This is a genomic window from Chamaesiphon sp. OTE_20_metabat_361 (genome assembly GCF_031364565.1).
The window spans coordinates 1-23,002 of sequence record NZ_JANLWO010000247.1 but is presented as its reverse complement, the minus strand read 5'-3'; the positions used below and the strand labels follow the sequence as shown (position 1 = coordinate 23,002).

Genomic DNA, 23,002 nt, shown 5'->3' with positions numbered 1-23,002 from the left:
GGACCGATCGACTGATGATACTATGACCGATATTTAATTCTTCCATGCCGGGTAGCAGCGCGATCGGGCGGACATTCCAATACGTCAGTCCGTGTCCGGCATTCACCCGCAAACCAGCCGCGATCGCCAGTTCGCAGCCTTGGGCTAAATTTGCCAGCTCCTGCTCCACCTGAATTGGCTCTCTAGCCTCCGCATATCGTCCCGTATGCAGTTCGATAAATTTGGCTTTTATCTGGGCTGAGGCGTCAATTTGGGCGGGTTCTGGGTCGATAAATAGACTCACCGGAATCCCCGCTGATTGTAACTTATCGACCACCGATTTCATGCGATCGAGTTGTCCGGCAATATCCAAACCCCCTTCCGTCGTCACTTCTTCCCGTTTCTCCGGTACCAGTGTCACGTAATCGGGTTTTACCTCCAACGCGATTTGTACCATCTCTGGTGTCGCTGCCATCTCCAGATTCAATCGCGTCCGCACGGTTTGGCGCAACAGCCGAATATCCCGATCCTGCATGTGCCGCCGATCTTCACGTAAATGTGCCGTAATCCCTTCCGCGCCAGCTAATTCAGCCAATACCGCAGCCGCGATCGGATCGGGTTCCACCGTGCGTCGTGCCTGCCGAATCGTGGCAACATGGTCGATATTTACCCCAAGTGTCAACAACTTTCAATTCTCCTGCGTACAATTTTAGGATAGATTTAATAACAGCTAGTCTCTTTTGCTAGCACATCAAATTGCAGAATGGTGAAATTCTGGCTTAATTTGTGAGTATTGTGTAAATATATAGGCTAACATTAGCCAGTACCAGAAGGAGGACTGTTCCTTGTCTCGTAGATATCTTTTTACTTCGGAATCCGTAACGGAAGGTCATCCTGACAAAATCTGCGATCAGATCTCTGATACAATTTTGGACGCATTACTCGCTCAAGATCCCTATAGCCGGGTTGCCGCTGAGGTGGTAGTCAACACGGGGCTAGTATTGATCACTGGTGAAATTACCACCAAAGCAACAGTTAATTATATCGACCTAGCCCGCAACAAAATTGCCGAAATTGGCTACACAGATGCCGATAATGGCTTTTCGGCAACCAGTGCCTCAGTGCTAATTGCCCTGGATCAACAATCGCCAGATATCGCCCAAGGGGTAAATACCGCCAAAGAAAATCGCGGCGATAGCAACGAAATTTTTGACCAAACTGGTGCTGGCGATCAAGGAATTATGTTTGGGTATGCTTGTAACGAAACACCCGAATTAATGCCCCTACCGATTAGTCTGTCACACAGAGTAGCCCGTCGCTTGGCAGCCGTCAGGAAGACTGGCGATCTCCCCTATCTGCGTCCCGATGGTAAAACGCAAATCACCGTCGAATACAAAAATGGTATCCCTTTCGGGATCGATACCATCTTGATTTCTACTCAACATGATGCGGCAATTGGCGACATCACCGACGACTTAGGCGTTCAAGCCAAAATCAAAGCCGATCTCTGGAAGTATGTAGTCCTCCCCGTGTTCGCGGATTTAGAGATCAAACCCGATGACAAGACTCACTTTCTAGTGAACCCAACGGGTAAATTTGTAATCGGTGGCCCTCAAGGGGACGCTGGTTTAACCGGACGCAAAATCATTGTCGATACCTACGGCGGCTACTCCCGTCATGGTGGCGGTGCTTTCTCCGGCAAAGATCCCACCAAAGTCGATCGATCTGCGGCTTATGCCTGCCGCCACGTTGCCAAAAATATCGTCGCTGCTGGCTTGGCTACTAAATGTGAGGTACAACTCAGCTATGCGATCGGGGTTGCTGCTCCAGTAAGTATTTTAGTCGAAACTTTCGGCACTGGCATCATCAGCGATGACCAACTTTTTGAACTGATCGAAGAACACTTTGAATTGCGTCCAGAGGGGATTCTCGCTACCTTTAACCTGCGGAATTTACCTGCCGAACGCAATGGTCGTTTTTATCAAGATGTCGCCGCCTACGGCCATTTTGGACGCGCCGATCTCGATCTACCTTGGGAGCAAACCGACAAGGCGGCTACGCTCAAAGCGGCAGCGGCTAAGTTTCTCACGACCACGGCTGGTTAGTATCTAAATCTACTTGCTACGAGCGAGGGGGTTGCTCATGTTTCCGCCCCTCGATCTGGCACTGGTCTGTCCTCATGCTGCTATGATAACGTTCGATCGAGCGTCTATTTTACCGAAGATATTAGCTACCGGAATTCTCGATCGCCGATACTACTTTACGAATGAGAGACTATACTAAAGTAAGGACATCTTACTTTAGTATCAGAGGAAATTAAAGGTGCTTGCCAAGCTAACCGCTAAAAATCAACTTACCCTGCCTAAAAGTGTCACCAACAAGATTGCGCCGACCGAATACTTCGATATTAAGGTGGAAAACGGGCAGATCGTGCTTACCCCAGTCAAGATTCAGCAGAGTGATGCCGTCCGAGCTAAACTAGCCGCTTTAGATCTAAGCGAACAAGATGTAATTGATGCTGTAGCTTGGGCGCGGGAACCTCGCAGCCAAGTACAGTGACGCAACTAATACGAGCAGTCATCGATACCAATATTCTGGTGTCTGCCCTTATTTTTAGTGGCGGGAGGGTAGCTATATTGCGCCAGTTGTGGCAAGAAAATCGGTTTCAACCCCTAGTATCTAAGCCTACTGTGACCGAGCTAATCCGGGTGCTGGCTTACCCTAAATTTAAGCTGACTCCAACCGAACGAGAGGATTTACTAGCAGATTATCTCCCCTTTTGTGAGACGGTACAAATGCCGATTGAGCTGCCGCAAATTCCACCGTGCCGCGATTCCGATGATGAGCCGTTTCTGTATCTAGCGACTGTCGGAGCAGCCGACTATTTAGTCACGGGAGACGGAGATCTATTAGTTCTAGCCGATATTTTCAATTGCCAGATCGTCACCGCCGAGCATTTTCTGGGAATGTTCTAGACCAAATCTATTTTTTATCAGAGACATCTTCACCAGAGAATTCTATTTTCAAGCCCTCAACGCCGCTATCTTTAAGACCAAAGACACCAGTAGTAGAGGTCATATTAAACTGGAGCGGCACGATCGTAATAAAGTTACGTTTAATCGCTTGCACATCTGTTTCAATGTCTGGCGGGAGATGGAGATGTTCCGGCTGATCCAAATCTTGCACTACTTCACCAGACAACCAATAATAAGTCTTGCCGCGCGGATCTACCCGCTTTTGGAACGTATCAAAATAGCGTCTGATCCCTTGTCGGGTAATCTTAACGCCAGCTATTTGAGCTGCTGGAACGGGCGGAATATTGACATTTAATAGCGTTGCTTCTGCTAATGGCTGCTGTGCTAGATGAGCGATTAAATCTTTGGCAAAATCCGCTGCGGGTTGAAACTCCTTGCAACTAAAACTAGTGAGACTAAAGGCAATACTAGGAATCCCCTCGATCGTGCCTTCCATCGCCGCAGACACCGTGCCAGAGTACAAAACGTCCGTACCGAGGTTGGCACCATGATTGATGCCTGAGAGGACAAAATCGGGGAAACTGTCGAGCAATGCTCCAAGTGCTAGTTTGACACAATCCGCTGGCGTCCCCGAACAAGACCACGCCTTGACGGTATGATGAAAAATCCCCGTCACTACTTCTGCCCGAATCGGATCGTGTAGGGTCAGACCGTGACCAGTTGCCGATCGCTCGCGATCGGGACAGACTACAATTACTTCATGTCCGGCAAGTGCGAGTGTATCCGCCAATGTCTTGATACCGAGCGCGAAGATCCCATCATCGTTGCTAATTAGTAATTTCATTAGGATCTGTGCGAGGTGGCTGTTAGTGTCTTTTTAGCACATCATAGTCACATATTGGTAAGTTAGTCTCGATCGATCTTCGTACTCAGTCAGTGGCAACCGATTTAGAGTTGCCAGCCAAAATCGCCCAACCGATCTAGATTGGGCGGTTTTGGCGGGGATGACGGCGCGAATCGGCTTAATTAAGGTTTGGCTGGAGTGGTGCTAGGAGCAGCGGGTGGTGCAGCTTTGGGGGTGGCAGGTGCTGGCGTGCTTGGTGTTACTGGCGCTGGCGCACCCAGATTGGGGGGAGTTATTTGCGGCGGTTGGGTGGATTGAGCGATTTGATTGATTCGATCCTTGTATTCTGAGGGAGCCAGATTTACCGCTGCATTCATGAGCGACTGTGCTTCAGTCAGATTGCCCATCTGTTTGAAGACTAGAGCTTTGGCTAGGACGGGGCGAAAATCTGCTTTATTAGCCTCGATCGCTGTATCATAAATCGCTAGTGCATCAGCATTCCGCTGTTGGGTGAGATAAATTTGCGCCAGTAATAAGTTGAGCGGTGTGGCATCGGTAGTTGGTGTCACTGTTTTCAACGCGGATCGAACGGCACCGAGCGCGGCTTCGGGGCGTTTGGCATCGATGAGTAAGCCGACTAGTCCTTGCAGCGCGTTAATATTTTGCGGTTCAATAGCCAAGACAGTCCGATAACTAGTTGTCGCACCCTCCCGATCGCCCAAATACTGTTTGGTTTGAGCTAAAAGTACCGTATAGTCTGGAATCTGCGGATTGAGTGCGGCAATTTTTTCGAGTGGTACTAGGCTACCGGGGATATCGCCCAATTGCAATTTAGCATCGAGCAAGCCTTTGAGGGCAACCTGATTGTCTGGCTCTTTTTGTAATACTTGAGTATAACCTTGTGCCTGTGCTTGAATTTGGTTCGCTTGTGCGGTTGATAGGCTCTTTGATTCTGTGGCGACTGCGGCACCGCCATCGAATACCAAATTAAACAGCGGAAACAGCGAAAATCCAGTGAGAGCTAGCACCGAAAGTGCGGCCACTAGATTGATGACCCAGCGATGACGATTTAACACAAACTCCTCTCAATATTAAACGATTGGTACCGATTTTATCAGAAAATTGGGTAAAAACCTCCCGGAGTAAATCGAACCATAGAGCCAACGATTCTCCCCATTGATGGCGCTGCGGAAGACCCGCAACGCTGGAAAATCAAACAAGATTATCTAACTCATTCAATTCTCTGTCCTTGGTGGATCGGCAGACGCTACAAAGGACAGAAAAGAGGTAATTAATAATTATTAACTATTAATTATTAATTATCGAACGTTGCTAGTTACCTTCTGGCTCGATGAAAGTCTCCACATTCCCATCTGGTTGCAGGAGTACCCGAATTTTCTGGTCGCTATTCCCGGCTGCGGCTGGAGAGAGTAACTTTTGTCCGGGTTTGATAAATTTGGTTTGCTGAAGGTAAATAGTCGCTGGTGTGCCTTGAGGCGTCACACTCTGAACGGTACCGCTTTTACCGCTGACTTGGATCACGTATTGCAGTGAGTTAGTCTGAGTAGTACTAGCTCGCCATTTACCTTGAAAAAAGCGTTTGCTTTCTTGCAGGGAGGGAATATTTACTGGATCGGTACCAAAATTTGCCGCACTGGGTTGTAGCGGTTGGTTGGGGACGATCGGGGGAGCTTGCGGATCGGGCGCGGCGCTATTTTGATTGGGGTCGATGAGATTGGGATTGGTGGGGACGGGCACGATCGGCTCAAAGCTAGGTGGGGTAGTCACACCAGCGTCAATTGGCATGGTTGTAGGCTGGGGTTTGATTGTGGGTTTGGGTTTGGCTGTTCGAGCGGTTTTCTTGGGGTTTACACGAGTTGCCGGATCGATCCGCCCGGACTCATCTAGTCCCGATCGATCGAATGGGATTGGCGTAGCTGGTGGACTTGAGACGATCGGCTGTCCCGCTGGGGGGGTAAGCATCGGTTGCGTCGAGAGGGAAACTTTACTTGGAGCGCTCGGCTCGATCGGGAGTTGACCGATTTTAGCAGTTTGAGTAGGGGCAGGTGTTTTCTTGACTGAAGTAGGCTTGGTGCTGCTGGTGGGTGTGGGAGTAGTGGTGGTACCAGGCGGGTTGACAGCCAGAATGCTATCGGTCGCGAGGGGATTGGGTGCGATTGTGGGGTTAGCGCTGGCAGTACCGGGGGTCATTGGCACTTGTGTCGCTCCCAGTAGTGATTCTGATAGTGGGGCAGTTCCCAATTTCCCCGGCGTTGCGGTAGTGGCACCTGGCGGTGTCGCGGTTACTGGCGGATCGATTGGCTGCTGTTGCCAAGGTGTCGGGATAGTACCGTTCACTGGTGGTGTCGATGTGGCTACTGGTGCGGTCGTCGCAATGGTAGTTTTTTTGGTGCCTGTTGGAGTGGGCGTTTTTAAATTACTAGTAGCATCCTTGAGAAAATTTGGGTTGGGATCTAGTAGTAATAGTGGTGCCCCGACAGCAATTGCGGCGGCGATCGCCCAAGGGATTCCGGACATGAATGAAGCCGAACGCGATCGCGGAGCGCGATAATAAGCTTGACCTACTTCCGTCATTTGGGGCGGGATTCTCGGCAAATTTGGCAGCCGCGATCGCGCTGAATCCATACTACCGATTTCTGGGTGGCGATCGTGTGCCCCCCGACTAAACACATTGGGTTGCGCGGGTGTCGTCACATGCTCGGCGGCATATTCATCTAAGACAGCAGCTAGATCGAACAGTTGAATGGCAGAAACACTCAGCTTTTCGGTAGATGTAGGTGTAGCTAGATCGCCCAAATATAAGTAATGCTCCAAAGAGCGATCGTGAGATGTGGTGAGATATGGAGTAGTGGGTGAGTGCGTCCCACGGTCTTGAATATTAGCGTTTGGTTCGGTGGGGACGCGACGATTGTCAACACGCGGATCGAGACGACCGGATTGACCCCGCCGCCCTAGTAAGTTGGAAATAGTCGGCTTATCATCCTCCAGGTTGGCTGAATTAGGATTGGCTGGTGTCGGAGATGGCGATCCACTCCCGCGCAATCCTGGTAAATTTTTAATAATGCCCGATCGCGGCGAGCTATTATCGACACGGGGATCTAATTGACTACTCGGCGTTGGGTGTTCTGGTGCGCCATCGACTGCTAAATTGTGCCGCTCGGCAATCGGGAGGGGAAATTGGGCGACTAGAGCGGCGATATAGCTGGTGATGACCTGATGTAGCGTATCGAGTTGCTGCGGTTGTCCCTGTAAAGTCAGTCGGTCGGGATCTCCAAGTTCCGAGCGATTTAGTTCCAGCGTAAAATCAACGGGAGTGGCGAGCGACCCCGACCGCAAGCGTTGAGCTTCTTTGCTAGAAACAATCAGAGTGCAAGTCGGCGCGGTATAAGTGCGAGTAGTCAAATGGTTTGATTCCATAGCGATGCGGGAGAAAATAGTTGAGTTTAATTTAGTTTAATTTGAACTAGCTTTCGGTATTCAGTGAGATCGTTTTAATAATGCCGCCCATAGTCGTTGATGTCCGTTAGAACTACTATAAAATAGCAATCCGACCAATAAGTTTAAAGCTGTGACAGAGAGTAACTCAAAAGATTCATAAGCGTCTCCACTGTTAGCCCGAGCTTGATATATTGTAATAAAGTTGTCGAGATAGTTGGCTAATGCTGGGGACTGAAGCGGTAATCGATCGTCGTGGATCGTCTGTTGCCAATGAGCGAGATTGCGCCGGATGGGATCTTGGTGCGTTCGCGCTAGCTCATTTACCATCAGTACTACAGCGCGAACTTGCTGGATATTCAGTTGTAAACTTACCCGCTGTTGCTCCACAGACCAGGCATTTATCCACTCTGAGGCTAGCAATTCTAGTTGCAGATCGTGGGCGACTTGCTGCATTCGGACTCGATCGAGCGGTGTCAGCGCAGCAATAGCGATAACTAGGACATCTAGCTCTGCGGTAATCCGCTCCAGTTGTGATGAGTCGAGCTTTGATGTCAGAAATAAATCATCCAACTTGGGGGTTGATGCAGGCATCGTTTAGCAACAAAACATAGGATTGAAGGCGTCGCTCGAACATCAGGTGGACGATCGCCAGCTAAATCGATCGCGAGCGAATTTCGCCAGTGCCCGATGCTTACACTGAAGCATTTAAGATGAAGAATGTTTCGGAATCTTTTGGCGATCGGCTATAAGTCTCGATCGAACTTCAGGTGCGGCACTAGTAATTGTACCATAGTGGCTTACGGCGAAGAAATGAAGTAGTGGGGAGTGGGGAGTAGGGAGTGGGTAATGGGTAATGGGTAATGGGTAATGGGTAAGAGGCGTTACTGGTATTGAGGATATTTTTGCTGCCCGATGGGTGGATACTATGGCATTGCTGGATTAGGGTATGACTTTGGACTTTTCTGTACAAACTGATTCCTCTCTCCTCCCAACTCCCAACTGTCTTGAAAAGGTGCTCTACTTGGGGAAACTCCCAACCCCAACACTAGCAATTTCATACTTCGATCCAGCAACGCCGATGATATTTCGATCTAGTATCCTCGGGTAGCGATCGCCGCCCGGTTGAATCTGCATCAGCAGGCTAGCTTTTGGTAGAATGGATCTATAGAAGTGTCCACCACTAACTAAATTGTGACAGTACTCACAATAGCGAACCTGTCGATCGCGCGGCGGGAATCGATCGGTCAAATCCGCTTATCGTAGATTGATATTGCTCCAGCAGCTAGTCCGATCGACTTTGTTGGATCGGTTGTCAACCCGAGCAAACGACTAGTGGACAATCGAGGTGACTTTTTCTAAAATAGAGCAAATTAACATGCCCGATAGTTGTCAGTGTCTTCAGCCCGATTGCGTAGTGTCAACTACAATGAGCAATCGCCGTCAATTCTTGCGCCATCTGATTGGTGCCGGAGTGCTGACTACAGCTAGTACGATCGCGCCTGCGGCTGCTAGAGCTGAAAAAAAAGTCCCCAAAGCCTTAGTGCTAAGTTGTATCGACTATCGGATTTTGGAGGCAGAACGTTACTTTCTGTCACTGCAAAATTTGGGTGGACTGTATGACTTTACGGCACTAGCTGGGGCTTCGCTGGCGCTGAGTGGAATGCCCCATCAGTATGATGCTGAAGCATTCTGGGATCAGTTGGATATCTCCTACCGACTCCATCAAATCAAAAAAGTGTTGATTCTCGATCACCAAGATTGTGCCGTTTACAAATACAAGATCGATCCGAGCTTGACTGACAATCCCGAATTGGAACTCACCACCCATACCGAATATCTCAGTCGTGCTTACTGGGCGATCCGCGAACGGTACCCAGATCTCAATATCGAACTGTACTTTGTCAACCTCAATACCGATGTCAAGCAAATCTCACCATTGGCTAAAGTCCCAACGGTACAGCCGAAGATCGGCTGAATTTAATTATTAATTAATAATTATTAATTAATAATTGGGGATTTAGACCCCTTGTTATCGTTGACGTAGTGTAAATGTTAATTTTACGTGTAAATATGGCAATAATAAAATTGAAGCTACAGTAGAAGATATCCCAATCTCAATGGCAAGTCACTCGTTTAGCTAGTTACAAAATCCAGACACTCAGCCTCCGGTGCAGGTATAAGGACACAAAAAAATATATGGAAAACAGTTCGCGGGTCAAGTCGAAGCGATTTTCTAAGTCATTCTGGCGGTTAGCGGCTGGCTTGCCAATCGCGTTAGGAATTGTCTGGGGTAATCCAGTGCTGGCCAAAAACGATCCCAACACGCTCTCCTATGGAGAACTATTCAAAGAGGTCAATAAAGGCGTCGTATCCAAACTAGAAATCGACCCAGCCACAAAAATCGCTAAAGTGACGATCGCCGATCCCACTGCACCGGGCAAAATCCGGGTGAAAGAAGCAACTTTGCTAGACGATAATGCGGAATTGTACAACAGGCTCGGTGCTAAGAACATCGAGTATGGCTTTCAGAAGTCGGCAGATAAGAATGCCATTTTGGGACTACTGGGTAACGTCATTTTGTTAGTGTTGGTAATTACCGCTTTATCGGCAATCCTCCGCCGCTCGGGCAGCGCGGGCGGACAAGCCATGAGTTTTGGTAAATCTCGCGCTCGCTTTCAATTACAAGCTAAAACGGGCGTGATGTTCGATGATGTCGCGGGGATTGAAGAAGCCAAAGAAGAACTCCAAGAAATCGTCACTTTTTTACAAGAACCCGAGCGGTTTACCTCCGTCGGTGCCAAAATCCCCAAAGGTGTCTTACTAGTTGGCTCGCCCGGAACGGGCAAAACGCTGATGGCCAAAGCGATCGCCGGGGAAGCTGGCGTACCATTTTTTAGTATTTCTGGTTCGGAATTCGTGGAAATGTTTGTCGGTGTGGGTGCCTCCCGCGTCCGCGACTTATTTAAAAAAGCTAAAGAAAATGCTCCCTGCCTGATCTTCATCGATGAAATCGATGCAGTGGGTCGTCAGCGAGGCGTAGGCATCGGTGGCGGTAACGACGAGCGCGAACAGACCCTCAATCAGTTACTGACCGAGATGGACGGATTTGAGGGCAATAACGGTGTGATTATCATCGCCGCTACCAACCGTCCCGATGTCCTCGATGCAGCCCTATTACGTCCCGGTCGGTTCGATCGGCAAGTACAGGTCGATCCGCCTGACTATAAGGGACGCTTGGCAATTTTACAGGTGCATATTCGCGACAAGAAAATCGACCCCGAACTCTCACTCGAATCGATCGCGCGGCGGACGATCGGATTTACAGGTGCGGACTTAGCCAACTTGCTCAATGAAGCGGCAATTTTCACCGCCCGTCGGCATAAAGACGCCATCACGCTCACCGAAATCAATGACGCGATCGATCGGGTCGTGGCGGGGATGGAAGGTCGTTCGCTCTCGGACGGAAAGAGTCGGCGACTGATCGCTTACCATGAAATCGGTCATGCCTTAGTCGGCGCAATGTTGAATTACAATCAGCTTCAGAAGGTAACAATTCTCCCGCGCGGTCGCTCGAAAGGCTCGGCGTGGTACTTACCCAACGAAGAACAGGGGCTGATCTCACGGGCGGAATTTTTAGCAGATATTGCCGTGACGATGGGCGGACGCGCCGCCGAAGAAGTGATTTTTGGTCGCGATGAGGTGACATCTGGAGCCAGCGCAGATATCGAAGCAGTCACGCGGACAGCGCGAAATATGATCGTCCGCTATGGGATGTCCAGTCTGGGTCAATTTTCCCTCGACGCCGACGGTGATTATTCCGAAGAAGTAGCAACTAAAATCGATCGGGAAATTCGCGAGCTGATCGAAGCCGGACATCGCACAGCGGTAGAAATACTCAGCAATAACCGCGAACTGGTCGATATTCTCACCGATCTGTTATTGGACAAAGAAACCATCGACGGCGATGAGTTTCGCAAAATCATCGATCGCGAAACTGGTCGCAAAGAAGCAGCTCAGCCTAAAGCAGTTCTAGCTAGCTAGAGCGTAACCCTCTTCAAACCACCTTACTCATGATACGAGTAAGGTGGTTTTTTCATGAAATATCTCGACCCCCAGGCGGTACGCCTATCCCCTATCCCCTATCTCTTATCCCCTATTCCCTAACTAAATAACGAATCAGGGCTGAAACTGGGTATTTTAGAGTGTAGTAGGAGTAATGTAACTACTCCAAGCTGCATCAAAGATCGCGATCGATAATCGATAATCTCCTACTTTTGTCGGATATCAACTGCTCGATCGCGCAGTTATGATTGGGTCAAAGAATAATCATCGCGATCGCGATAACTTCATCATCAACAATGCCCACACGATCGCAAAGCTCTCGCTTGCAGATCGATCTTCTGAGGCTGTCGAGTGAGCCTACTGTGACAAATTATGTTAACTAACAGGGTTTTAACTGACCCGTCTACCACCATTTATTCCTACACCCTAAATAAACACAGATGATTAGCGAGAAATCTCCAAAATCTAATATTTTCGAGCTAGACGATCGCCAACTGATCGAAAAGTTCATCCAAGGTAGTAAGCAACTCTTAGCTAGCGATAATCTCCGCTTGGAAGTAAATGGTGGATTGTCTCAGTTACTCGCTCGAAATGGCGATCCGTTGGCAAAGCCTATCGGAACGATAATCGCGATTATGTATTTACACAATACCCCCCGCACTGTCATTGTCAAACACGGTTCGCCATTTTTAGAACTAATCGATCGATTGCTGATCGATCGAGATTTTGTGATGTTTGGTGATGCGAGTAGGGCAGGCTTCATTGAATACAAACATTATGTAACGCCCGCTGGTTATCGGATCTGGCATACCGAACCGTCAATTTTGTGGAAAAAATGGTGGCCGACAGAAAGATTTCAAGATAAACAGCGGTTTAATATGAATATCTTGGTTAGCTTTAAGAATAACTGGTATCCGGTTCAGCATATTGTCGTCAGTGCTGGCACTTTTACGGTCAAAACTATTGCTGGTCAACTCGTCCTCAAACGCGATGATAAGGTACTGTGGTTGGCGCAGGTAATGCAGGAGCAGGCTTCAGAATTGACTGGTCATATTCAGCCGGAAATTGCCGCCAGCGATCCTCACCCGATCGCTGAAGTACCACCGCAGACAGACATCGATTTAGTTGCTAAAATTCAGCAGAAGCAACAAGATATTCAACCCGACCAATCTTGGACGATTATTAAAAAATTGGAGCAAAAACTTCAAGCTCAACTCAGATTAAATGGCGAACTTAGCGATAAGTTCAACCATCTCGAAAGTCGGGCAATTGTTGCTGAGCAAAGATTGCAAATCATCTACAAGTATCTCCACGAAATTGGTGTCGAGCCGCGCGATATTTATAATGGTGGCAAGAAAGTCAATAATTAGTAGTCTACGGCGTAAATCTAGTTACTATTTCGGGGAGAGATGGGAGCGAAAAGTGCGGGAACAGGGGTTTCCCCAAGTAGAGCACCTTTTCAAGACAGATGGGAGATGGGAGATGAGAGCAAAAAGTCAAAGTAGGGTGTGTTATCCCGTCAGGGTAACGCACCGATCCTCTGGGCGGTGCGTTTTGCTGGCGCAGAAACACACCCTACGCAATCAAAAAAGTCAATCCCTCAATTTACTCACCAGCATGATAAGAACTTCTGACTAGGGGTGCCGATCGGACATGGCTAAATCCTAACTCAGTGGCGATCGCGCCCAAGCGATCGAATTCGGCGGGAGTCCAGTATTTGACGACTGGTAAGTGTTCTAGTGACGGTCGCATATATTGTCCTAATGTGAGCCTGTCGCAATCGATCGCGCGGAGATCTTGTAAGGTGGCAATAATTTCCGCTTCAGTTTCGCCATGTCCGAGCATCAATCCCGATTTGGTAGGGATAGTTGGGTCGAGAGCTTTGACATGGGCGAGAACATCCAACGAGCGGCGGTATTTTGCCCCCCGGCGCACTCGATCTTGGAGTCTGGCGACTGTTTCGACATTATGGTTGTAACAGGCAGGTTTGGCGGCGACTACAGTGGCGATCCGTTCCTGTTGTTGCTGATGGGCATCCCGACCGCTCCAAAAATCTGGCGTGAGGACTTCAACTTGCGTTCGAGGATCGATCGCCCGAATTGCCGCGATCGTCAGGGCAAATACGCTCGCGCCGCCATCGTCGAGATCGTCCCGCGCGACAGCAGTCAGCACCACGTAATTGAGTCCGAGTATTGCGACGGCTTCGGCGACCTTCTGAGCTTCGAGGGGGTCGAGCGGCATCGGTGCGTGTCCTTTATCCACTTGACAAAAACCACAACTGCGAGTGCAAATCGGCCCCATCAAGAGAAAACTGGCAGTTTTTTGCGAGTAACACTCGCCGCGATTGGGACAGCGACCTTCTTCGCAGATGGTATGGATTTGACGCTGTTTGACAACTTGTTGGACGGTCGAGAGTTCGCTGGCGGTGCCGATCGATCGCCGCAACCAACTTGGTAAAGATCGAATTTCAGCACGCCAACGTGCTAAATCTGAGGAAGATGAGGGCATACTTTAGAAGTTAGGGTTTAAAAATCAAAAGTCAGGGTATGAGGTGTTTGCCTTGGCTATTTGCGAGGACTGGTTTAGCTTGGTTGCGACTAGCTCGGCACTAGCACTCGCGATCCGAGCGCCTGAGATTAAATTATCGAGGATGAATCGATCGATGTTACCCTTGAATTTTAGCAATTCTCCCCTATATGAGAGAACTGTCTAAGCATTTAAGATCGGCATTTTCCAAAAATTCGCTCAGGTTACACAAAAACAGGGTCGAACCGTTTGAATTAAGGGATAGGAGTAACGACAATCGATAACACCTAAGTTCATTAGCAGACAACAAGGAGTCAAGTGTGGCAACTAGCAAAATCTTAGTAATCGATGATAGTCGCGTCATTCGGAAGACAGTTCGCGATATGCTTCCCGAGGGCGATTTTGAAGTAATTGAAGCCAAAGATGGTCTCGAAGGGATCGAGTTCGTCCAGAAAGAGCATCCAGCATTGATTATGTTAGATTTTATCCTGCCAAAAATGAGCGGGTGGGATGTCTTTCAACAGATTCAGGCGCATCCAGAATATCAGAAAATTCCTTTGGTCTTGATGTCGGGGAAAAAAGAAGAGGTCACGAGCAAGATTTCCGAGCCGTTTGAGTATTTTGAGTTTATCGAAAAACCATTCGATCGCGTCGTCCTGTCCGAAGCAATTCGAGTTGCGATGACTAAAGCCCGCAAAGCACGTCCCCGGATGGCAGAGTTACCCGGAACGGTGGCGATAACGAGCGAAGATCGTCAGGCGAGTAACGATGAAGTAGCGCAGTTGCAAGCAGATCTAGGTCGAGCATTGGAGCGGATTACCGCGATCGAAACTAACGCGACGACGAGGATCGAACAGCTCCAGGATCGACTCGCCGCCGCAGAGCAATCTCATCAGACCCAGATTCACGAACTAACTGCTAGATTGGGAACGCTACAACAAGATAATGATGTCGATCGTCAAGACTCGATCGAAAAAGTCATCAAACTAGAAACCGAAGTAGACACCTTGAAAAAACAATTAGGTCAATTAATCGTATTAATCAAAAAGAGATTAACCTAGTAATTATCGGCGTTGCTAAATCGAGGGATAAAACCCTTGGGAGGGGTAATTCATGAGTTGCCCCCCAAGGGTTATAGCGATCTCAAATTAAGGAATCATACCCAGATCCAGCAATGCCTAATTATCAATTATCAATTCTCAATTCTCAATTAATTTAACTTATCTCTCGTCTGCCTTCTAGAGCGCGGGCGAGAGTTATTTCGTCTGCATATTCGAGATCGCCACCCATGGGTAGCCCAAAGGCGATCCGAGTGACTTTGGTGAGCGGGGCGATCAGTCGTCCCAGATATAAAGTCGTCGTTTCACCTTCGACCGTCGGACTGACGGCAACGATCACTTCGTGGACATCTTGCTTGTCGATCCGCTGCAATAATGAAGAGATATTTAACTGCTCGGGGCCGATGCCATCCATCGGTGAAATCACGCCACCTAAGACATGATATTTGCCACTAAATTCTCGCGTTCTTTCGAGGGCAATGACATCGCGTGAATCCGCAACAACACAGATCGTTTGCGGATCGCGTTGGGGATTGCGACAGATATCACAAACTGGCTCGGCAGAGAGGTGAAAACACACCTGACACAAGCCGACTTGCTGTTTGGCCTCGATTAAAGCTTGGGCGAGTTGTTCGACTTCGGCTGAAGACCGTTTGAGAATGTGTAATGCCAACCGCTGAGCAGATTTAGGGCCTACTCCCGGCAATCGCTGTAATTGCTCGATTAGATTGGCAAGGGGACGCGTATAAGCCGTAATTCTTAGCTCCTAACGATCTAATCTATGGAGTAATATTGTATGTCAAAGCGCGATCGCCTCGCACTAAATTTTGCGGTGTGATGTCTACTCTGTTGCCACTGTAAAAGTTGCCGTCTACCCCCTTCCCACCCAAGCAATAGACATTCACCATCTACCATCCACCATTCACTATCCACTATTCACTATCCACTATCAACTATCCACTATTCATCGATGTACTTGCCTGTAGCTGGGTAGTTGTCGTAGTGACGATGTTATTTGGCGTGTTGCCGCTGCTGGCTTTTGCACAGACATCATTACCTTCGCTAGCTAGTCGGCTGGTGGGGGCGTTTGTGCGGACGGTAATGACGATCGCCATTGGGAGTATCATCTGGACGAAGTTGGGGTTATTTACCTGGCTCACAGCCGTATTGGTCTATGCGATCGGGCTGGGCATCGGTTGGATCGCCAGCCATCAGTGGCGAGCGCAACCGCAATTCGCTCAGCTCGGACAACAAATTGCGATCGCGACGATCGATATTTTCGATCGGGGCATTTCTGCGCCCCAACTGCGGCGATGGTGTTTATTACCGTGGCACGCGATGCAAGCGCGACTCGACGCTCGCTCCAAGCAATTAGTCCCCAAGGGGAAACCAGCAACTGCAACCGCTCGTCGGCAGGGCTGGAGCCTACCACTAGTCATCCTCACCGCGATCGTCACGATCGCGATAATTAGTTCGACAGTCTGGCTGCGATTCGAGCATCCGCTGACCGAATTTCGCTACAGTCATCCCGATACCTACGGTCAGCTTCTGCTCACGCAACAGATTTTAGCGCGGGACTTGCCCACTAGCGATCGGTTGCCAATTTTTGCCAGTCTCGCCGCTTTTATCTCCGCCCTCAGTGGCGTTCACCCGATTCAAGTCGTCCATCTGCTAGGGGCGATCGTCGGTACGACGATCGTCTTGAGTATCGGCTATACCTGCGGCTCCCTGACTAAAAATGGTGCGGCAACTTTGGCTGCGACCTACAGCTTGGGATCTTACCTATTTACCTGGCAACTGCCAATTTCGACGCGGTTGCCCCCGAGCGTGCAACAGTGTTTGAGCGTCCTGCGGGATACACTCGATCGCGGTCTAATTCGCACGTGGGCGGTCGGTGAGGTCGAACTTGGGGCACTATTTGCGATCTTAGCGATCGGCTGTAGCACGCAAATTGCCAGAGCCAGTCGGCGGACGGAAGCACTCATCAATACTCTCTGCTGCGTGCTATTGGTCGGCATCATCGCACCCGACCTATTAATTTTGCTGCTGTTTGCGGGCTTTGGCAGCATCTTTGGCCGCCAAATGGCCTTCTTTACCGTTAGCGTGGCTTGGGTGGTTTTAGGGGTCTTCGCGGCGATTCCTGGCGGTTATTTCCCAACGTTCGGGAGTGTCTTAACCGTACTCCCGATCGGCTTGAGCTTACTAGTGGGGCTATTATTTAGCGCGATCGCGACGGCGGGGCGGTTACTATTGGCAAGTTGGTCGGCACCAGTTTGTTTGACGATTTTTATTGCCGTTACTCTGAACTTTTCGCTACCACCAGTACCCGCGATCGACTATCTCGAATATGACGCCACCGCCCGGAAAGCGGTAGAGATCGGTCATTTATTTCCCCATCATCAGTGGACGCTAGTCGCCCCCGTCGAGCAATTGGCGCAGGTATACGGTCGTGGCTGGTATGAAGATATCGCCCAATTTACCGCTAAATATCAAGAGCGCGTTGCTAGTCCCAGCTTTAATTTCCCCCATCAAACCACACTTCTGGTCATTACCGAAAAGCAACCCTTTATTCTCGATAAGCCGGAATATCCCGTTCCTTACTCAGTGCTGGTCGATCCGACCTATCGAAATTATCGCTCTCCCAGCGGTCGGACTAAGTTAGCCGCCGCTACACTACAATTGTGTGAAACCTACCGCCGCTATCATCCCGATAGCCGCATCTACTATGAAAACGATCGACTGCGGATCTATCAGTTTCGCCCCCAAGCTAACGCGCTAACCGCTCCCCCGTGAGTCACAATCGATCGTGATGATACAAAAAGCCCCAACTTACCAATCGGCAAGTCAGGGACAAATAATCAGGGTGCATCTACCACTCCTATATCCACCCTTTCCCCCACCTTATCGGGATGAATTTAAATAATTAATTAATTCCCAGAAAAAGCCCCAACTTACCAATCGGCAAGTCAGGGACGAATAATCAGGGTGCATCTACCACTCCTATATCCATGCTCTCCCTACCCTTATCGGGACGAATTTAAATTATTTATTTGAGTTGGGAACAGTCCCTTCCAGGCGGCTACGCCAATGGAGACGGGGAGACGGGGGGACTGAAAATGTCGTCTAAAGGTTGAAAAACCCTGTGTAGGTGTGTTGGGTTTCATTCTTCAACCCAACCTACAGATCTTTCCCCTTTCCCCTTTCCCCTTTCTCCTAAAGCCTAAAACCTAATACCTATTCCCATGACAACAGTAAAAGAGGCGATCGAGACCATGATTCAATCCCGCACCGTCGATACCGGACGCGTTAGCGGTTTGAGTCGGCAGATTATCGCCCAAATGAACACATTACAAACCGGGATCTTGATTAACTTTGAAAGTCTCCGGGGGATTAGCAGTACCAACGAAGCGCACCTAAATCTCTATCTCCAAGCCGAACCCAGAGAAAGCTTGCGAGCGGCGTTGCGGGAAGGTACCAGCAAGCAACCCAATCTCAAAATGACAATCAACTCGGCTTATCGCACCGTCGCTCAGCAACACGTCCTCTATCGCGTCTTCCGTCGCGATCCCAAATTAATTCCCCAAGCCGCTAAACCGGGCAATAGCAATCATGAAGATGGTCGCGCGATCGATGTCAGCAATTATAATGCCTGGAAACCCTATCTACTGGCGCATGGATGGCAGTGGTTGGGTGGTAACGATCCCGTACATTTCTTTGAAAATAGCGGTCGCGATGACGTTGGCAACTTGGGCGTGAAAGCTTTTCAGACCCTCTGGAATAAATACAATCCCAGCGATCGAATGACCGTCGATGGTAGCTTCGGCGACCAAACCGCCGCGAGAATGGATCGCTGTCCGATCGCGGGTTTTGGCACTACTACCGTCTTTCGGCTGGGCGATAGCGGATCGATCGTCAACCGGATTCAACAGAGCCTTACCAATGCCGGATTCCCGACCCCCGTTACTGGTGTGTTCGATCGCGATACCCAAGCGACAGTCGCTAAGTTTCAGCTCCAAAAAGGCTTGAGTGCCGATGGTTCGGTCGGCCCGATGACCCTGAAAGCATTGGGAATTAAGCTGTGAAATCATCCATTTGAGGGAACATCGCGATCGCCAGAAATATCTATAATGTGAGTAAATATCCGATCGAGCTAGTTTCGTGCGAGCGATGGGTATCTTATACATAGATAAGTGCATTAAAACGATCGAGCGACCCTCGAATAATGCGTTAAAATTGCAGACGGGAATTTATCCGATAGGAAAAATGGGATAGGCAGTGGCAGAAAAAAATATGGAATTAGAGCTACCAGATGCAAACGTAGCTGCGGAATTGAATCAACTCTTGAAAAATACCGTAGATCGTCAGGATAAAGCACCAGTGGGTAAAAAACAGCCGCAACAAGCTGAACAGCCAAAGGCACCTTGGACGATCGAAGATAGTGAGAATCTCTATCGGATTCAGGGCTGGGGCGAACCTTACTTCTCAATTAATGCCGCAGGACACGTCACTGTAGCTCCTCAAGGCGATCGCGGTGGCTCTCTAGACCTCTATGAGCTAGTCACATCGCTCCAGCAACGCAATTTGGCACTGCCGATGCTGATTCGGTTTTCAGACATCTTAGAACACCGGATCGAGCGGCTAAATTCCTGCTTTGCTAAGGCGATCGCGCGTTATAACTACGCTGGCATTTATAAAGGGGTGTTCCCCGTCAAGTGCAATCAACAAAAGCACCTGATCGAAGATCTCGTCAAGTTTGGCAAGCCCTACCAGTTTGGTCTTGAAGCAGGTTCCAAGCCCGAGCTGACGATCGCGATCGCCATGCTCGACAATCCTGGTTCGTTACTAATTTGCAACGGCTATAAAGACCGCGAATACATCGAAATGGCGATGCTCGCGCAGAAATTGGGTCAAATGCCGATTATCGTCCTCGAACAAATCGAAGAAGTGGACATGGCGATCGCTGTCGCCCAATCGCTCGGCATCAAGCCAAATCTCGGCGTCCGCGCCAAGCTCAACGCCAAAGGCATCGGTCGCTGGGGCGTTTCTAGCGGCGATCGTGCCAAATTTGGGCTGACAGTCCCCGAAATCATCATGGTGGTGGATAAGCTTAGAGCCGTCGATATGCTCGACTCACTGCAACTGCTGCACTTCCACATCGGCTCGCAAATCTCCTCGATCTCGGTAATCAAAGATGCGATCGGCGAAGCTAGCAAAATCTACGTCGAACTCGTCCAACTGGGCGCGAATATGAAATATCTCGACGTCGGCGGCGGTTTGGGGATCGACTACGACGGCTCCCAAACCAACTTCCACGCCTCCAAAAACTATGACCTCCAAAACTACGCCAACGATATCGTTGCCGAAGTCCGCGAGACATGTGGTGAGAAAAATATTCCCGTCCCCACCTTAATTAGTGAAAGCGGACGCGCGATCGCGTCGCACCAATCCGTACTAATTTTTGACGTTCTGAGTACCTGTGAAGTCCGGACTGACTTACCACCCGTAAGTACTACTACCGAACATCAGATCGTCCGCAATCTGTGGGAAACCTACGAGAGTATCAACCCCGAAAACTTCCGCGAAGCGTTCTATGATGCCAACCAGTTTAAAGACGAAGCCCTCAGCCGCTTTAAATTTGGTTATCTCACCCTGACAGAGCGATCGCGTGCCGAACAACTGTATTGGGCTTGTTGTAAAAAAATCCTCGATATCGCCAAACGCGAGGAATATATGCCCGAAGATTTGGAAGAACTCGAACAAATCATGGCGTCGATCTACTATATCAATCTGTCGGTATTCCAATCCGCACCCGATAGTTGGGCGATCGATCAACTCTTCCCGATCATGCCGATTCATCGGTTGGCGGAAGAACCCGTGCGTCGCGGTATCCTCGCCGATCTCACCTGCGACAGCGATGGCAAAATCGACCAGTTCATCGATCTCAAGGATGTCAAACACGTCCTCGAACTGCATCCCTTAGAAGCGAATAAACCCTATTATTTAGGGCTATTCCTCGGCGGTGCCTATCAAGAGATCATGGGCAATCTGCACAATCTCTTTGGCGACACCAATGCCGTCCACATCAAACTCACCCCCAAAGGCTACAAGATCGAACACGTTGTCAAGGGTGACACGATGAAAGAAGTTGTCGGCTACGTCCAATATGATGTCGAAGATCTGATTGAGAGTATTCGGCAAAAAGCCGAACAAGCGCTGCTCGAAAATCGGATCGAGATTTCGGAAGCTCAACGCCTATTGCAAAACTACGAACACAGTCTCTCGCAGTACACCTACCTCGCTCCATAGCCTGGAAGTCTAAGCTAAAAGCCGATCGATCTTTGTCCGAGAGGATGAAGATCGATCGGCTTTTAGTATGTTTATAGAACCTATTTTAAGATCTCTCAATCTATAGGCGATCGTCCCTAAGATGAGGCTGTGCCTACAGCAACTTAAATTAGTTGCAGGGACACACAACAAAAGTTACGTGAGTGTTTTAGCAAATAATCGGAACTAGAGATTACCTCTCGGCGCGGCTACGCCAACGATAAAGAAACTACAAATGCAGAATAGTTCTGACACCATCGTCTACCTCTAATTGCAATTCATCTGGCAGCGAACCAATTCTCTCTACCAAGAATTTTTTGTCTAACGTGAGAATCTGAGATACATTTGCAACAGAATCTTTTGGTAATCCCGATGCAGCTCTTGGCAACAACACATTACCTGGAGCTGCTGCCAAATTAAGATTGGATGTGATAATCACCACAATAACGGTATTGATGTTGCTTTGAGTAAACGTGTCATCTTGAATCACTAAAACAGGGCGATTGTATCCAGGCTCCGAGCCTACTGGTTCTGGTAGATTTGCCCACCAAATTTCGCCTCGGTACATTACCATTCCTCACGCGGTAAAGACATAAATTGCATAGTGGAGATCGTCGGATCGAGATCGGAAGATTCTTCGCTGTAGATATTGTTTAATTTGCTCAATATCTGTTGACGATTGTATTTTGATAGATAAGCTTGTAACGCCGTTGAGTAAAGTTCACTGCGGGAAAGTCCTAACTGTTGCGCGAGGGCTTCAGCTTCGGCAAAAACTGAGTCTGGCAAAGAAATAGCCGTTTTCATAATTGGATTACCTAGCATCATTATAATCTAGTTATACCCTGGTCATACCAAGATTGCAATCCCGGAGACTAGGATTGTCTCTCACAATGATGTTGTATCGGCTGATGGCGATCCATGTTTGTGTTTGTTGCGTAAGCCCAACAAACACAAACATGGATTGCATCTAATCAATCCCTAAATAAGCTTCAATTACTCGGGGATCGTTCTGAACTTTATTGGGCGTACCATCGACGAGATTAGTCCCTTCAGCGAGTACCCATACGCGATCGCACAATGTCATAATCACATCCATATTATGCTCGATAATTAGGAATGTTAAACCAGCTTTGCGCCACTCGAGAATGTGACCGCAAATATCTTCAATTAATCGCGGATTGACACCCGCAGCGGGTTCATCTAATAAGATTAATTTCGGATCTGCCATCAAAGCGCGACCGATTTCTAGCAGCTTGCGCTGTCCGCCCGAAAGTCCTCCGGCATAATCATTTGCCTTAGCAGTCAATCCCACGGAATCGAGGATCGACATCGCCTTTTCTTTTGCCTCTGTTTGTTGAGCTTTGACTAAGTTTGGCTGAAATAATACTTGCCAGATTTTCTCGCCTGCTGGATCTTTTGCTCCTAGTAACATATTTTCCAATACTGACATTCGCGAGAGCGCTTTAGCAACTTGAAAAGTTCTCACCATCCCCAATCTTGCGATTTGATGGGATTGTAAATCGTGGATTTTTTGACCGTTGAGTTCGATTTGACCGGAGTCGGCTTTAATAAAATTGGATAGCAGATTAAAAAAGGTAGTTTTCCCCGCACCATTTGGGCCGATCAAACCCGTAATACTTCCAGTAGCGACTTCGATTCCGGCTGTTTGTACCGCTTTGATACCACCAAAAGTTTTACATAGTCCTTTGGCGGCGAGTAATGGTTGAGTAGACATCGGGATATAGTTGTTAGACATATAAAAATGTATTTATCAA

General features: G+C 48.8%; 21 protein-coding genes. 10 read left to right on the top strand and 11 right to left on the bottom strand.

Annotated elements, in window-relative coordinates; all coding sequences use genetic code 11:
* Positions 1-664 (bottom strand): pyridoxine 5'-phosphate synthase (locus RMO35_RS07305; protein ID WP_309739719.1); only part of this gene is annotated, 664 nt, incomplete at its 3' end.
* A 160-nt stretch (positions 665-824) separates the two neighbouring features.
* Between RMO35_RS07305 and metK the strand changes: the two genes are divergently transcribed.
* The 3 genes from metK (at position 825) to RMO35_RS07290 (ending at position 2,954) form a co-directional block, all read left to right on the top strand.
* Positions 825-2,084: a methionine adenosyltransferase gene (metK, locus tag RMO35_RS07300; RefSeq protein WP_309739717.1), complete on the top strand. Its 1,260-nt coding sequence runs from the start codon at positions 825-827 to the stop codon at positions 2,082-2,084.
* 217 nt (positions 2,085-2,301) lie between these two features.
* The gene (locus tag RMO35_RS07295) at positions 2,302-2,538 is read left to right on the top strand and encodes an AbrB/MazE/SpoVT family DNA-binding domain-containing protein (RefSeq protein ID WP_309739713.1); all 237 of its coding nucleotides are present in this window, start codon (positions 2,302-2,304) and stop codon (positions 2,536-2,538) included.
* A complete protein-coding gene (locus RMO35_RS07290; protein ID WP_309739712.1) occupies positions 2,535-2,954 on the top strand; it encodes a putative toxin-antitoxin system toxin component, PIN family in 420 nt (139 codons plus the stop codon). Before RMO35_RS07295 ends, RMO35_RS07290 begins: the two co-directional genes overlap by 4 nt.
* A gap of 7 nt (positions 2,955-2,961) precedes the next feature.
* On the opposite strand, the gene surE is transcribed toward RMO35_RS07290, so the two are convergent.
* From surE to RMO35_RS07265, 5 genes are all read right to left on the bottom strand, one after another.
* Positions 2,962-3,798: a 5'/3'-nucleotidase SurE gene (gene surE / locus RMO35_RS07285; RefSeq protein ID WP_309739711.1), complete on the bottom strand. Its 837-nt coding sequence runs from the start codon at positions 3,796-3,798 to the stop codon at positions 2,962-2,964.
* Between the two features lie 182 nt (positions 3,799-3,980).
* Entirely contained in the window at positions 3,981-4,874 is an 894-nt protein-coding gene (locus RMO35_RS07280; RefSeq protein ID WP_309739709.1) for a tetratricopeptide repeat protein, read from the bottom strand.
* A gap of 256 nt (positions 4,875-5,130) precedes the next feature.
* Positions 5,131-7,236: a DUF4335 domain-containing protein gene (locus tag RMO35_RS07275; protein WP_309739707.1), complete on the bottom strand. Its 2,106-nt coding sequence runs from the start codon at positions 7,234-7,236 to the stop codon at positions 5,131-5,133.
* Positions 7,237-7,296: 60 nt separating this feature from the next.
* Entirely contained in the window at positions 7,297-7,848 is a 552-nt protein-coding gene (locus RMO35_RS07270) for a DUF3038 domain-containing protein (RefSeq protein ID WP_309739704.1), read from the bottom strand.
* A gap of 426 nt (positions 7,849-8,274) precedes the next feature.
* Positions 8,275-8,505 carry a hypothetical protein gene (locus tag RMO35_RS07265; RefSeq protein WP_309739701.1) on the bottom strand — a complete coding sequence of 77 codons (231 nt, stop codon included), beginning with the start codon at positions 8,503-8,505 and terminating at the stop codon, positions 8,275-8,277.
* Positions 8,506-8,632: 127 nt separating this feature from the next.
* On the opposite strand from RMO35_RS07265, the gene RMO35_RS07260 reads away from it, so the two are divergent.
* The 3 genes from RMO35_RS07260 to RMO35_RS07250 all read left to right on the top strand — a co-directional run bounded on the left by RMO35_RS07260 (position 8,633) and on the right by RMO35_RS07250 (position 12,689).
* Entirely contained in the window at positions 8,633-9,232 is a 600-nt protein-coding gene (locus RMO35_RS07260) for a carbonic anhydrase (RefSeq protein WP_396135625.1), read from the top strand.
* A 221-nt stretch (positions 9,233-9,453) separates the two neighbouring features.
* Positions 9,454-11,298: an ATP-dependent zinc metalloprotease FtsH gene (ftsH, locus tag RMO35_RS07255; protein WP_309739696.1), complete on the top strand. Its 1,845-nt coding sequence runs from the start codon at positions 9,454-9,456 to the stop codon at positions 11,296-11,298.
* 461 nt (positions 11,299-11,759) lie between these two features.
* Positions 11,760-12,689 (top strand): hypothetical protein, encoded by a 930-nt coding sequence (locus RMO35_RS07250; RefSeq protein ID WP_309739692.1) that lies wholly within the window; start codon positions 11,760-11,762, stop codon positions 12,687-12,689.
* 235 nt (positions 12,690-12,924) lie between these two features.
* Here RMO35_RS07250 and lipA read toward each other — a convergent pair whose 3' ends face one another.
* Positions 12,925-13,827, bottom strand: a complete 903-nt coding sequence (gene lipA, locus RMO35_RS07245; protein ID WP_309739689.1) for a lipoyl synthase — start codon at positions 13,825-13,827, stop codon at positions 12,925-12,927.
* Between the two features lie 338 nt (positions 13,828-14,165).
* Here lipA and RMO35_RS25205 point away from each other — a divergent pair, with 338 nt between their 5' ends.
* Positions 14,166-14,906 (top strand): response regulator, encoded by a 741-nt coding sequence (locus tag RMO35_RS25205; RefSeq protein ID WP_396135624.1) that lies wholly within the window; start codon positions 14,166-14,168, stop codon positions 14,904-14,906.
* A 154-nt stretch (positions 14,907-15,060) separates the two neighbouring features.
* Here RMO35_RS25205 and recR read toward each other — a convergent pair whose 3' ends face one another.
* Entirely contained in the window at positions 15,061-15,660 is a 600-nt protein-coding gene (gene recR / locus RMO35_RS07235; protein ID WP_309739722.1) for a recombination mediator RecR, read from the bottom strand.
* Between the two features lie 245 nt (positions 15,661-15,905).
* On the opposite strand from recR, the gene RMO35_RS07230 reads away from it, so the two are divergent.
* The 3 genes from RMO35_RS07230 (at position 15,906) to speA (ending at position 21,209) form a co-directional block, all read left to right on the top strand.
* Positions 15,906-17,696: a hypothetical protein gene (locus RMO35_RS07230; RefSeq protein ID WP_309739687.1), complete on the top strand. Its 1,791-nt coding sequence runs from the start codon at positions 15,906-15,908 to the stop codon at positions 17,694-17,696.
* A 449-nt stretch (positions 17,697-18,145) separates the two neighbouring features.
* Positions 18,146-18,985, top strand: coding sequence for a peptidoglycan-binding protein (locus RMO35_RS07225; RefSeq protein WP_309739684.1), 840 nt, complete (start codon positions 18,146-18,148; stop codon positions 18,983-18,985).
* 208 nt (positions 18,986-19,193) lie between these two features.
* The gene (gene speA / locus RMO35_RS07220) at positions 19,194-21,209 is read left to right on the top strand and encodes a biosynthetic arginine decarboxylase (protein ID WP_396135030.1); all 2,016 of its coding nucleotides are present in this window, start codon (positions 19,194-19,196) and stop codon (positions 21,207-21,209) included.
* Positions 21,210-21,456: 247 nt separating this feature from the next.
* Here speA and RMO35_RS07215 read toward each other — a convergent pair whose 3' ends face one another.
* The 3 genes from RMO35_RS07215 to RMO35_RS07205 all read right to left on the bottom strand — a co-directional run bounded on the left by RMO35_RS07215 (position 21,457) and on the right by RMO35_RS07205 (position 22,983).
* Positions 21,457-21,795 (bottom strand): type II toxin-antitoxin system PemK/MazF family toxin, encoded by a 339-nt coding sequence (locus RMO35_RS07215; RefSeq protein ID WP_309739679.1) that lies wholly within the window; start codon positions 21,793-21,795, stop codon positions 21,457-21,459.
* On the bottom strand, positions 21,795-22,031 hold the full coding sequence (locus tag RMO35_RS07210; RefSeq protein WP_309739678.1) for a hypothetical protein: 237 nt from the start codon (positions 22,029-22,031) through the stop codon (positions 21,795-21,797). Before RMO35_RS07210 ends, RMO35_RS07215 begins: the two co-directional genes overlap by 1 nt.
* A 163-nt stretch (positions 22,032-22,194) precedes the next feature.
* Positions 22,195-22,983: an ABC transporter ATP-binding protein gene (locus RMO35_RS07205; RefSeq protein WP_396135623.1), complete on the bottom strand. Its 789-nt coding sequence runs from the start codon at positions 22,981-22,983 to the stop codon at positions 22,195-22,197.
* Positions 22,984-23,002: the final 19 nt, after the last annotated feature.